The following is a 13,536-nucleotide window of genomic DNA, read 5'->3' on the forward strand; positions in this document are numbered from 1 at the left end:
GGTAGTCAAACTTCTGACACTCCAGTTCCTGCACCAGTTAAACAAAGCAAAGATGCTGATACCTACAAGCCTGAAGTTAAGCCAATCAAGGTTGTCCCAGGTCAAACTCCAAATCCTGAAGATGCTATTGGCAACAAGGATAAATTACCTGCAGGCACTACTTATACTTGGAAGGGTAACCAAGCACCTGATACTTCAGTACCTGGTACTGGTTCAAGTACAATTGTGATTACTTATCCTGATGGCTCAAAGAGCGAAGTTCAAGTTGATGTTGAAACAGCTTCAGAAACTAAGAGTAGCGAAGATAAGGCTGCAGCTAACGTAACTCCTGCTGAAACTAAGGTAAATAAGCTTAGAGCTAATAAGCATGCAAATGTTGCTAGCGCTAAAGTAAATAAGGCAAAGCGCGCTTTGGCTAGTCAAGCTAATAAGAAGTTAGCAATTAACAAGCAAAAGCACTTGCCTCAAACAGGTAATCACACTACAGCTTTACAAGCATTAGGCTTAGCTGTAATTGCTTTGACTGGTTTGGCATTTTTCGACAAAAAGAAAAAGCAAGATTAGTAAGAAAATAAAAATCGAATGATTAAGTTCATTCGATTTTTTGTTTATTTAATTGATGCTATAATTACCGTATCTTAAGTAACTACAGATAAGAAGGGCACAAGATGCGAGTTAATGTTTTACAACATACCCCAAATGAAGGACCAGGTGCAATTGCTAGTTGGTGCTATGATCGTGGACATGATATGTATGTCTACCATCCCTACCAATTTGGTAAATTGCCGAGCGCTGAAGAAACCGATATGTTGGTGATCTTGGGCGGTCCGATGAGTCCAAATGATGACTTAGACTGGATTAAGGCTGAAAGAACGCTAATAGCCAAGCTGATTGCCAGTGATACGCCAATTTTTGGTGCATGTTATGGTGCACAACAAATTGCAATGGTCTTAGGCAGTGAGGTTCATAAGGCTCCTCATAAAGAAGTCGGCTGGGCTCCAGTTTATTTAAAGAGTCATGCAATTAACAGCTTGCCAGAAAAGATGTTAGCCTTGCACTGGCATGAGGAAATGTTTGAAATTCCAGATGGAGCGCATTTGCTTTTTTCTAGTGACTTGGTGGAAAATCAAGGCTTTGTTTTTGGTAGTCACGTTCTTGGTCTACAATTTCACTTTGAACCTTTAGCTGATAATGTGCGCGAAATGGTGGTCAATGATGGTGACTACGCCTTGGACCATAATGATTTAAAGCAAACTCCAGCTGATATTTTGAAGCAAAATGTACCAGCTGAAAATAAGACTATTATGTATCAATTGCTTGATTTTATAGCAAAATAAGCGCAAAGAAATTTACGCGCGCGCGAAAAGCGGACGATTAGCTAATCGCCCGTTTTTTGATATAATTGATATGAGGTGTTGTATATGCGAGAAAGCAAAAACCTAGAATTTAAAGAACAGATTACAAATACTTTTTTAAAAACTGTTAGTGCATATGCAAATTATGGAACAGGAAAGATAATATTTGGTAGAGCCGATAATGGTGAAATTGTTGGAATTGATGATCCAGTTAATGCATGTTTAAATATTGAAAATAAAATAAACGATTCGATTAAGCCTAATCCTAATTATGATTTATCAATTGATGAGAAAAATAAATTAGTTATTCTGACTGTTAATAAGGGGACTGATGCACCTTATTTTTATAAATCTAAAGCGTATAAGAGAAATGATAGTGCAACTGTTGAAATTGATTCAGTTGAATTGTCTCGTTTAATTCTTGTAAGCAAAAATATTTCATTTGACAGTCTGATTTCTGCAAAGCAGAATTTGAAATTTGATACACTACAAGAAGCTCTAATTAGAGAGCTAGATATCAAAAAGATAACATCTGATATCTTAGTTACTTTAAATTTGAAAAAAGCAGACAGCGGTTATACTAATGCTGGTGCCTTGCTAGCAGATCAAAATGATTTTCGTGGGATTGATCTTGTTAGATTTGGTGAAAATATTAATGTTATGCTCGATAGACAGAAATATGAACATATTTCAATTCTGAAAGAATATCAATTAGCACTTGAAAAGTATCGTCAATATTATCAACGTGAAGAAATTCATGGATCAAAACGAATTATTATTGAGACAGTTCCAGAAAAGGCTTTTAGAGAGGCGATTGCTAATGCTTTAGTCCATCGAACTTGGGATGTTAATGCTCAAATTAAAGTTTCAATGTTTGATGATCGAATTGAAATTACGTCTCCAGGAGGGTTGCCTGAAGGAATAAGTAAGCAGGAATATTTGGCAGGACAGATTTCAATTTTAAGAAATCCAATTATTGCTGGAATCTTTTTCAGATTAGGTCTAATTGAACAATTTGGTACAGGAGTGCAACGGATTTTTAGTGAATATCAAAATAGTATTGTAAAACCACAATTTTTAATTTTTGATAATTCAATTACAGTTAAGCTTCCAATTTTACAAACAGAGCCAGTTGACCTGAGTGAAAATGAACAAAAGCTTTATCAACTGCTAAAAGATAAAGAGTTGAGTTCAACCGAACTAGTAAAAAGTAGTGGATTTGGTAAGACCAAAGTCTTAAAGCTGCTTAATTCTTTAATATCTGCTGGATATATTACAAAAGTTGGAAAAGGGCGCAGTACCAAATATCGAGTAGCAAAATAAGCGCAAAGAAATTTACGCGCGCGCGAAAAGCGGACGATTAGCTAATCGCCCGCTTTTTCGTCCAAATTGCGAACGAAAAAAGACTAGGAAATTCCTAGTCTTTTTACATGGATTTTTTAAAGGAGTTAACCTTATTTCTTCTGCATTTGTGCCTGCATTTGCTTTTTCTGCATTACAATCATTTGCTTCTTTAACTTAGTAACTTGGTCATTTGAGAGTACCTTCCAAGTATTTGGCACTTCAAAAGTATTTACCCGCTTTTTTAACTGGTTTTCTTTACCTAAAAAGCCAAAGAGTAGTTGATAAAACTTATTTTTGAATTGATAGCGAGTTTCCTTGGTTACAAGCTTAGCAGTAGTGTAGCCTTTTTTTACGATATTTTTAGTCTTGGTATTAGCTTGAGTATGCTTGCTTTTACCATTGTAAACATAAACTTTAGGACCTTTACTGCCGACGTGTTTATAAACTAAAAGATTTAGTTGGCCAACGTTAGCAGTTGGCTTGATTTTTTGTACTTTAGTAGTGGTTTTTTCACTCATTCCAAAATGAGCATTTTCATTGGCCATGATGCCAATTCCGCTAACTAAGGCGAGTGCTAAACCGAGGTAAGCAAAGAGGTAGTGAAATTTAGTAATTGGAATAACATTGAAAATAAAGTAAATTACTAAGCCGATAATTAATAAAAGAACAGCCATTATCTTACCTCCTTACTATTAGTGATTTCATCTTTTTTAGCGATATTGCCTTTTTGTAAAAATAGTGCAGCAAATAGTAGTAAAACTGCAAATACAATTGCAACCATGAAGGCAGCTTTGTAGCCTAATATCACAGCGTCAATAGCCTTATCTTTATATGCTAAAGGATTTTGAGTTAATAGACTCTTAGCCGGAGTATTGGAATTAGCAACATTGGTCAAGACTGAGGTTAAAATTGCAGTTCCAATTGAACCAGCCACTTGGCGGACGGTGTTGTTAACAGCAGTACCATGCGTCATTAAGTTAAGTGGCAAAGCATTCATCCCAGCTGTAGTTACTGTCATCATCATCATCGCCACTCCAAACATTCTAACTGCATAAAAGACCGTGATGTAGATAGTAGGAGTATTAGGACCGATGAATAAGAAGGCGCTTGTACCGAAGATTAACATGACTGCCCCAGTGATAACCATTTGTTTAGCACCATATTTATCAAATAAACGACCGGTGATTGGTGACATAACACCCATGGCAATTGCGCCAGGTAGCAAGATTAATCCTGATTGAAAGGCGCTTTTACCAAGGACATTTTGAATATAAAGGGGCAAAATCATTTCAGCAGCTAGCATTCCCATATAAGCCAAACTACTGATGATTGTACCTAAAGTATATTGACCAGTTTTAAAAACATTCAAATTCAAAAATGGTTCTTCAAGCTTAAATTGGCGAACTGCAAATAAGGCGACAATTGCTGCACCAATGATTAGGGATGCAACTACAGTGGTGTCATCCCAGCCCTTACTACCAACTTCAGCAAAACCGTAAAGCATAATTCCAAAACCAGCAATTGAAGTTACAACTGACCAGAAATCAAGCTTGGGGCTAGTGTTAGGCAAGACATCTTTCATTAAGAAAAAGGCAGCAATAATAACTACTAATATAATCGGAATAATCATGCCGAATAAATCACGCCAAGTGAAGTGATCAACGATATAACCTGATAAAGTTGGGCCAATTGCCGGTGCCATTCCGATAGCCAGACCCATTGTTCCCATGGCAGCTCCACGCTTTTCAGGTGGATAAATCATTAAGATGATTGACTGCATTAATGGCATTGAGACTCCAGCTCCGACAGCTTGAACCAATCTACCTGCAAGTAAAACTTGGAAGTTAGGTGACCAGTAAGCCAGCATTGTCCCTAATAAGTAAATAATTAAGGCACTAATGTACATAAACTTAGTCGATAACTTGTTAATTAGATAGGCACTGACCGGAATCATAATTCCGTTAACTAAGGTAAATCCGGTAGTTAACCATTGTACAGTGCTTGCATCAATGTTGAAAGTTTTCATCATTGATGGGTAAGCAGTGGCTAATAAAGTAGCCGTTAAAATTGTGACGAACGAACCTGTAATCAGCACGGTCATCAATAAAGCACGGTTATATTTGTTACCGTGAATATCAGTTGAAATCATTATTTAACCCCTTTCCTCTTTGTAAAAGACTTAACTTAATTGTTAAATTATCTGACAATTAAAGATTGTAAGTTGAATCAACACATTTGTCAAATAATTTTACAAATATGTCAAAATAAATTAGAATTAAGCTATAATATTTATATTAAGAGATATGAAAGATGGTGACACCATGTTTAACCCGCATACCAATTTTTTGGGAGTAATTAAAAAAGTTCAGCTCAGTATTGGTGACTTAAGCGACGCGATTGGAGTTAGCCAAAGACAGTTGCGCTATTGGGAAGAAAAAGGTTATATCAAGCCGATTGCAGATAATGAAAAAGGGGTACGAAGATACAATTTTTTGATGGTCGGTAAATGTATTATGATTAAGAGCTTTTTAGATGAGGGCTATACTTTGGCTAAGGCTTATGAAAAGACAATTAATGAAACGCAAAAACGTAAAGTCTTAAGCAAGTTTCTTTTTAATCAAAGTAATAACCTAGAAGTTACGGTAACTGATGAAGAGCACTTATATGGTGAGATTGACTTAGGGGTTAAATGTGAAGGTAAAGAACTCTATGGCATTGTCAATGCAGATGGGGTTAAATACGAATTACGGTAAGATAAAAAATAAGATCAAGATTTCCTAGATTTAGGATTTCTTGATCTTTTCTTTTGCTTATTTAAACAAAAAAGGTAGTTCTTGCGAACTACCCACAAACGTCGACGATGGATTGAGTAACCAACTCATCCTTTGCACGTCAATCTTGTTTTTTTATCACAACTACATTATAACATGATGCACGTCTAGAGATTAACCATCTCAATTGTGCTAGGAAGGAGAAATCCTTACTATGAACTTTTACTTGTTTTTTATCATTGTGGTACCTCCAAAGTACCTGAAAAAACTCTTGAAAAGATTTTTAGAAATAATTCTTAAATAATCAAGAGCACTTGTTTGAGAAAATTTTATTCTCAAAATAAGATCAAGATTTCCTGAATTTAGGATTTCTTGATCTTTTTCTTTTGCTTATTTTTTAAATAATTCTTCTAAGCTGTCACAAATGTCGTGGCTCACTTTATCAGCGTTAATATCAATTGCTACTTTAACATTTGGCTTAGCTTTACGTAAATCTTCTAAACGGCCAATTGTTCTACCGCGGCTAGGTCCTTCAGTTTCACAAGTTAAATGCATTGGCAAGAAGGTAAACCATTCTGGGTGAATTGCTGCACAAACCGCAGCTGGATCGTGAAGGCTACCACCATGTAAATATGGTGAATATTTATCATAAATGTGGATGTAGTAGTCAACAATATCAGCGTACTTTTCGCCAACTGTAGTTTGAGTTTCACGCCACTTTTGCGTATCAGCTAAACCGATTGGCGTTTTCATTGTGACATCAAGGCCAACCATAATCACAGGAGTGCCACTTTCAAATAAAATCTTAGCTGCAAGAGGGTCTTGGTTAATATTAGCTTCAGCATAAGGGCTAACATTACCGCGAACAGTCAAGGCTCCACCCATGATGACAACTTGGCCGATTTCATCTTTAAAAGCAGGATATTTTTGTAAAACTAAGGCTAAGTCAGTCATTGGACCAGTAGCGATAACGAGTAAATCCTTGCCATACTTCTTAGTTGCTTCAATGATGAAGTCAATTCCACTAGTAGTTTCAACTTGGCGAGTAGCTGCTGGGATACTTACTTGCCCAATTCCGTTTTCTCCGTGGATATCAGCGCTAACTTCCATTCGGTCGAAGTGGTCTTGGTCAATGGCGTGATTATTTCCCAAAAAGACAGGGATGTCAGTTTTACCTAACATTTGTAAAAGAGCTAAGGCATTCTTAGCTCCTTGTTCGGTGTAGACGTTACCGTAAGTGCCAACAACTCCGATTAAGTCGAGCTCATCTTTTGCAATGGTGTAGGCTAAGGCCATTGCATCATCAATTCCAGTATCAAGGGATAAAATTACTTTTTTCATGGTGAAGTCCTTTCTAAAAAACATCTATTTTAATCATACTATGTTTGGTACATTTTTGCCGTAGAAGTTGAATGTGCAAATTTATTCTTAACTTTTGATAAGTGCTACAATATATTATTGTAAGGGTTTGCATATATGGAGGCAAAGCTATGAATAAAAATAAGTATAGGAATATTTTGATTAGTACAGTTGCGACCGGAGCAGCATTTACTATCGGCTCGCAGCTTAAGACAAACAATGTATATGCAGCTACCACTGATGAAAGTACAAGTCAAAGTACTGATACAGTAGCTACTGCCCAAAAACGTGTGAGTGATGCCCAAGCTAAAGTTGCAAGTAGTCAAAAGGCACTAGACGAAGCGAATCAAGCTGTTAAGGACAAACAAGCAGCCTTAACTAGTGCTCAAGCCAGTTATAATCAAGCGCAAACAGCTACTGCAGCAGCTAAGGCAGCCTTAACTAAAGCCCAAAATGACAAGGAAAATGTGGACAGCGCTAAGGCTAAATTAACTAGCCAAATTAGCACTGATCAAGCAAATGTAACTGCAGCTAATGATAAAGTTACTAACTTAAAAGCAACAGTTAGTCAAAAACAAACTGAATTGACCAATGCAAAGCAAGCAGCTGATGAAAAGGCTACTGCTTTAGCTAGTGCACAAACAGAACTTAAAAATGCTCAAGCAGCCTTAGCTAGTGCACAAGCAGGTCAAAAAGATCTTGCAAGTAAAGAAGCAGCTTTAACTCAAGCAAAAGACAAGCAAAGTAGTGCTTTGCAAGCTTTAACAGCTGCCCAAGCTAAACAAAATAAAGCTGCGCAAGCAGTAACTGATTTACAAAAAGCAGCAGATGCAGCAAAAAGTAAACAAGTTGCTGCCCAAGCAGCATTAACAGCAGCCAAAACTACAGCTGATGAAGCAAATAGCAAGTTAAGTGCAGCTAAAGCTAAATTGGCTAAAGTAACTAGCGATTTACAAGCAGCTAAAGCAAATATTGCTGGTAAAAATTTAGCTGATTTACAAGCCGCTGCCAAGGCAGCCCAAGCAGAAGTTACAAGTGCCCAAACAGCTTTAACAGCTGCTCAAAGTGACTTAACCGCTAAAACTGCCGCCAATAAGGCAGCTCAAGCTGATTTAACTAGTAAAGAAGCTGCCCAAACAGCTGCTCAAGCAGCATTGAAAGAGGCTCAAAAAGAACTTGCGGCAGCTGAAGACAGTGCATCTGACTTTAATTTACCAACTATTAGCTTTACTGATGCTCAAAAGCAAGCTACTCAAGACTTAATTAATGTTGCATTAGCAGATTCTAATAGTGGTGATTCTAAGTATCAGGGCAAGATGGTTATGAATGAATTCTTCAATCCCGGTTATCGCAGTCCTGCCTTTAAGGCTGCCTTTGACAAGTGGGCAGATGCAATGACTACTGGCTTAGAATCATCTTGGGTGGATACGACTCAAGCAGATCAAAATGAAACTGTTGATGTGGCTAATCTAACTGACGACCAAGCTATGAGACTTAGCTATTTCTTGTCTTATCTCTATAACCAAGTTAGAGCAGGCTTAGGCATTACAAAATATGTTGGCGTCACTCAAGTATCAAAGGGTGCCGTTGAATTAGCTAAAAAAGTAGCCATCCAATCTACTGCAGATAACTGGGATAAAACTACTCATGATGGCTATGCTATCCAAAAAGCCATGGAATCAGTGGGCTTTGCCGGTGTTAATGTAATTGGCGCTCCAAAGACTCTAGGAGATACTAGCCAGCCACTTGAATCTGCCGGTTTTAATATGCCAATACCAACTACAATGGCTCAGCTTAAAGAAAATATTGTTGGAGATGTGTTTGGTATGATTTTCAACGATAAAAAATCCAATATGGGACACACCATGTCTTTGACTGGAGTTAGCGGCGTTGATAATACTAATACTGCAGCAAATCACCCAACTTATATCGGCTTTAGCTCTCAAAAGCTAGTTGGTGAAAATGCTGGCTGGGATTACCTCCACTTCGTTCAAGTAACACCATTTCTTTATATTCCAGATAATTATAATAACACCTCAGATTCTGCTAGATTAGTGACTGAAGGAGTAACTGTAGGAAAAAGCAATCCATTAGAAGATAGCTCTGCCCAAAAGACTTTGGTTGCCAAGCAAGCAGCACTTGCCGATGCTCAAATTAAGCTTAATAACGCAAATGAAGCTCTTAAAGCTGCTAAAGATACTGCAAGTGATGTAGCTAAAGCTCTTAATGCAGCCCAAAGCAGTGCAGATGCAGCTCAAAGTGACTTCACGACTAAACAAGCTACTGCTACTACGGCTAGCCAAGCAGTTAGCGATTTCCAAGCAAATAGTCAAAAAGTTAATGACTTAACTAGTCAAGCTCAAAATGCTCAAACTGAAGTCTCAGATTCACAAGCTAGTGCAACAGCTGCTCAAAGTGATCTAGATGCTAAGAAATCAGCAGCTGAAACTGCAGACCAAGATGTTGCTGCAAAACAAGCTGCTTTAACTAATGCTCAAACAGAACTTACTCAAGCAACTGCTGCAAGTGATGCTGCAAGTAAAGCTAGTCAAGCTGCCGATAGTGCAGTTAGCGCTGCCCAAGCTGCTGTTGATGCGATTAAGAATCCAGCAGCAAGTATTGAAAGTTTACAAGCTGCAGTCACTGCCGCAAATGAAAAAGTTGTTAACGCGCAAGCAGCAGTTAAAAGTGCAAATGCCGCAGTTAGCGCTGCTACTGAGTCTGTAAGTAATGCTAATACTGCTTTAACTACTGCTCAAAACGCTGCTAAGACAGCAAGTGACACTTTAGCTAATGATCAAGCCCAGCTTGCCAAGCTTGATAATATTGATCAAGTCATTGCTGATGCTCAAGCTAAGGTAAATGAAAGTGAAAAGCAAGCCCAAACCGCGCAAGCAGCAGTCGAAGCTGCTCAAAGCGACTTAACTAATGCTCAAACTGCAGCAACTACTGCTGAAAACAACAAAAAGCAGGCAGATCAAGAACTGAAAAATGCTCAAAGTGCTTTAGCTGCAGCTCAAGTAGTTGATGATACAGCTAAAAAGCAAGCTAAACATGATAAACTTGCTGGGATTTTAACTCAAATTAAAGATTATCAAACTCAAATGGCTGGTTATCTTAAGGCTGCTCAAGCAGCAAGTGCCAAGTTAAATGAAGTGTTGACCAAGTTGCAACATTTGTTAGCTGATGGTAAATCAGCAGTTAGCGCTAAAGATAGTGCAGCTTTAGCTAAGGTACAAAAAGATGCTAGTTTAGTCGACATTGATGGGGATGCTGAAGTAAGTACTATTAAGGCTGCCTTGTCTGATGCTAAAGTAGCTGCTAAGAAGGCCAATGAAGCTGCTACTAGTCTTGCTCAAAATCAAATGTTTATCATGCTAATTCAAACTGATTTGCAAAGTGAGATTGATAGTTTAACTAGTGAAATTGAAACTGACTTAGCCACAATTAATAATCAAAAGGGGCAAATTGCTGATTTAGCTAAGCAAGCTGAAAAGGGTGAAGAGCAAGCTAAGAGTATTAGTGATCAAATTAAGGCTTTGAAGATTGAAACAACGGAGCATACTGAACCAGCTAAGTCTGAACCGGCAACTCCTGAGACCCAGCCTACAACTAAGCCTGAAGTTGAAACCAAACCTGCTACGACTAAGTCAGTAGCAACTTCAACTGAAAGTGAACCAACTAGTGCTAGTCAAGCTGAAATTAGTGCTAAGAGTGATAAGGCCGAAACACTAAATACAGAAAGTCAAACTAGTGAAGTTACTAAAAACAAATATGTAAAAAATGTAAATGATAAAAATGGCTCAAATGGTCAATCAAAGATGGTAATTGAAGCAAAAGTAAGTGAAAATACAGATAAATTACCAATTATTAATAATTCGCCAAAGACTACTGTAAGTAAGGCTAAGAGTATGCGTAATCATCAACAATTACCACAAACTGGTAATAAAGTTTCACTTTTAACAGTGCTTGGAATGATTTTAACGAGCTTTGGATTTATAGTTGGATTTATGCATAAAAAGAACTAGTAAAAATAGCTTAAATAAGGGCTTCTGATAGATTTCAGAAGTCCTTTTATTATGCTCAAAAGTAAGTAAATAATATGTACATGTGAAATATTGACAAAAATATTTTCGGGGGGGGTAGAATGCACTCTGCAAACAGAAAGATACTTTGGAGGAAATATGGACAAGAAACTAAAAAAAGCCGCAGTTAGTTTAGCGACTTTGGCAGCTACTACTGTTTTAAGTGTTGCACTTAATCAAAAAACAGTAAGTGCCGATGAACTTAACCAAGCTGATGGTCAAAAAGATACCAATAATTCAACAGTTGATAATACTCAAAACATTGAAGGCAAAGTTGCTGAAGCTAAGCAAACAATTGAGAATGCTCAAACTCCAGAAGAAGCTGCAAAAGCACAAAAAGTGGTTGCGCAATCAAAAGTAGCTTTGACTACAATGAATGCCTTGAATGCAATTAAATCCATGAGTGCGTCTACTCCTGATGAAAATTTAAACGATGGTTCACTTGCTCCAGCTAACCACCCAATTAGTGCTGGGGACCCTTCAACTTATAATGCCGATGGTTTAAAGCCAGAAGCAGCTGAAGCTGTAAAAAATGCTGGTATTGATCCAAAGACTTTGACTGATGAACAAAAATTAGCCTTGAATCGAGTAGATTACAGTCACAAGGATGAAACTGGTGCAACTAAGATGACCTATAGCGATTTCCAAAAGATTGCGGAAACCTTAGTAACCAAAGACTCTCGCTATGCAATTCCATATTTTAATGCAAAAGAAATTAAGAATATGCCAGCTGCATATACTAAGGATGCTCAAACCGGTAAGATGGAGCATCTTGATGTTTGGGATTCTTGGCCAATTCAAGAAGCTAAGACTGGTTATGTGGCTAACTGGAATGGTTATCAATTAGCCGTTGCTATGATGGGGATGCCAGGCTATAACGACAATCATATTTACCTTCTTTACAACAAGTATGGTGATAACGATTTAGCTAATTGGAAGAATGCTGGACCAATTTTTGGCTATAATGCAACTGACTTATTGCAACAATGGTCAGGTTCAGCTGTTGTTAATAAAGACGGCTCTATTCAACTCTTTTACACTAAGGTAGACACTTCTCAAAGAGCTAATAATCAAAAGATTGCAAGTGCAACTCTTTACTTAACTGTTGAAAATGGTGAAGTTAAGATTAGTAAGGTTGCTAATGACCATGTAATCTTTGAGGGTGATGGCGTTAACTACCAAACTTATGACCAATGGCGTAAGACAAATACTGGTGCTGATAATGTAGCAATGAGAGATGCTCATGTTGTCGAAGATGAAGCGGGTAATCGTTACTTAATTTTTGAAGCAAGTACTGGTAAGCAAGGATACCAAGGCTTAGACCAAATTTATAATTGGGATAACTATGGTGGCGATGATGCATACAAGATTAAGTCACTCTTTAGATTATTAGCCAACCATGATATGGAATCTCGAGCTAGTTGGGCTAATGCTGCAATTGGTATTATTCGTTTAGACGATAATGAAACTAATCCACAAGTTGCTCAAGTATTTAAACCATTAGTAACAGCTAATATGGTTAGTGATGAAATTGAACGACCAGATGTTGTTAAATTAGGTGATAAGTACTACTTATTTGCTGCGACTAGACTTAACAGAGGCTCAAATGATGATGCTTGGATAGCAGCTGATAAGGCAGTTGGCGACAATGTTGCGATGATTGGTTATGTTTCAGACAGTTTAACTGGCGGTTTCAAGCCTTTGAACGAAAGTGGTGTTGTTTTAACTGCATCTGTTCCAGCTAACTGGAGAACAGCAACTTATTCATACTACGCAGTTCCAATTCAAGGCCAAAGTGATAAAGTTTTAATTACTTCATACATCACTAACCGTAACCATGTAGCAGGTGATAAGTATGAATCAACTTGGGCACCAAGTTTCTTACTTCAAATTAATCCAGATGGAACAACTAAAGTCTTAGCTAAGACCACTAACCAAGGTGACTGGATTTGGGACGAAACTAGCGAAAACGATAATATGCTTGGTGATGAAAATACTGCAGCTTTACCAGGTGAAAAGAATAAGCCTATTGATTGGGACTTAATTGGTTATGGCCACAATGGCAGCTACGGCTACAAGTATGACTACGATTTGGGTCCAGTACTATACAACGAAGATCCTAAGAATAATTATCAATATAACTTAGGACCAGTATTGTACAATGAAGATCCAAAATCAAATCAAGATTCACATTCTCAAGGTACTAAGACTCCTGAAAAGACTAACTTTAAGCCAGAAGCTAAGAAGACTGTATATCCTAAGCGTCTTAACAAGTATAACTATGCTAAGAAGCTTCCTCAAACTGGTGATTCATCACAATTGGCAGTTCTTGCTGGATTATCAGCAATGCTTGCAAGTGTAATGGTTGCGCTTGGCTTGAAGCGTAAAGAAGACTAATTAAAAAATCTAAGAATCCAAGTATATTAAGATTAAAAATATTTACAGCAAAAACGGAAATCTACATTATAGTTGTAGGTTTCCGTTTTTCGTGTTCAAATTATAAAAATGGGGCTGGGGCAAGTAAGGCATTCAGCTGGCTGATAAGACTTGCCATTCAATAATTGACTGCCGTATTTTTTCTAAGCTATAATCATTTAAGGAAAGTGATACAAATCTAATTGG

9 protein-coding genes are annotated in these 13,536 nt (G+C 37.5%); 6 read left to right on the forward strand and 3 right to left on the reverse strand.

Translation table 11 applies throughout. The features are described from left to right. The 3 genes from H628_RS0106155 to H628_RS0106165 form a co-directional block, all read left to right on the forward strand. Nucleotides 1-564 (forward strand): Rib/alpha-like domain-containing protein (locus H628_RS0106155; RefSeq protein ID WP_027825673.1); only part of this gene is annotated, 564 nt, incomplete at its 5' end. A gap of 104 nt (nt 565-668) precedes the next feature. Continuing rightward, nucleotides 669-1,337, forward strand: coding sequence for a type 1 glutamine amidotransferase (locus H628_RS0106160; RefSeq protein WP_027825674.1), 669 nt, complete (start codon nt 669-671; stop codon nt 1,335-1,337). 84 nt (nt 1,338-1,421) lie between these two features. Then, entirely contained in the window at nt 1,422-2,678 is a 1,257-nt protein-coding gene (locus H628_RS0106165) for an ATP-binding protein (RefSeq protein WP_027825675.1), read from the forward strand. A 131-nt stretch (nt 2,679-2,809) separates the two neighbouring features. On the opposite strand, the gene H628_RS0106170 is transcribed toward H628_RS0106165, so the two are convergent. Together H628_RS0106170 and H628_RS0106175 are read right to left on the reverse strand one after the other, a co-directional pair. Continuing rightward, nucleotides 2,810-3,373, reverse strand: a complete 564-nt coding sequence (locus H628_RS0106170) for a DUF4811 domain-containing protein (protein ID WP_027825676.1) — start codon at nt 3,371-3,373, stop codon at nt 2,810-2,812. Next, nucleotides 3,373-4,848 (reverse strand): MDR family MFS transporter, encoded by a 1,476-nt coding sequence (locus H628_RS0106175; RefSeq protein WP_027825677.1) that lies wholly within the window; start codon nt 4,846-4,848, stop codon nt 3,373-3,375. The genes H628_RS0106170 and H628_RS0106175 overlap by 1 nt, the downstream gene beginning before the upstream one ends. 154 nt (nt 4,849-5,002) lie before the next feature. Between H628_RS0106175 and H628_RS0106180 the strand changes: the two genes are divergently transcribed. Next, the gene (locus H628_RS0106180; RefSeq protein WP_236692251.1) at nt 5,003-5,452 is read left to right on the forward strand and encodes a MerR family transcriptional regulator; all 450 of its coding nucleotides are present in this window, start codon (nt 5,003-5,005) and stop codon (nt 5,450-5,452) included. 408 nt (nt 5,453-5,860) lie between these two features. On the opposite strand, the gene H628_RS0106185 is transcribed toward H628_RS0106180, so the two are convergent. Next, a complete protein-coding gene (locus tag H628_RS0106185; protein WP_027825679.1) occupies nt 5,861-6,811 on the reverse strand; it encodes a nucleoside hydrolase in 951 nt (316 codons plus the stop codon). A 149-nt stretch (nt 6,812-6,960) separates the two neighbouring features. Here H628_RS0106185 and H628_RS0106190 point away from each other — a divergent pair, with 149 nt between their 5' ends. Both H628_RS0106190 and H628_RS0106195 read left to right on the forward strand, forming a co-directional pair. Continuing rightward, the gene (locus H628_RS0106190) at nt 6,961-10,857 is read left to right on the forward strand and encodes an LPXTG cell wall anchor domain-containing protein (RefSeq protein WP_027825680.1); all 3,897 of its coding nucleotides are present in this window, start codon (nt 6,961-6,963) and stop codon (nt 10,855-10,857) included. A 156-nt stretch (nt 10,858-11,013) separates the two neighbouring features. Continuing rightward, nucleotides 11,014-13,311 (forward strand): glycoside hydrolase family 68 protein, encoded by a 2,298-nt coding sequence (locus H628_RS0106195; protein WP_027825681.1) that lies wholly within the window; start codon nt 11,014-11,016, stop codon nt 13,309-13,311. Nucleotides 13,312-13,536 lie beyond the last annotated feature (225 nt).

The organism is Lactobacillus psittaci DSM 15354, assembly GCF_000425905.1.
Classification (GTDB): domain Bacteria; phylum Bacillota; class Bacilli; order Lactobacillales; family Lactobacillaceae; genus Lactobacillus; species Lactobacillus psittaci.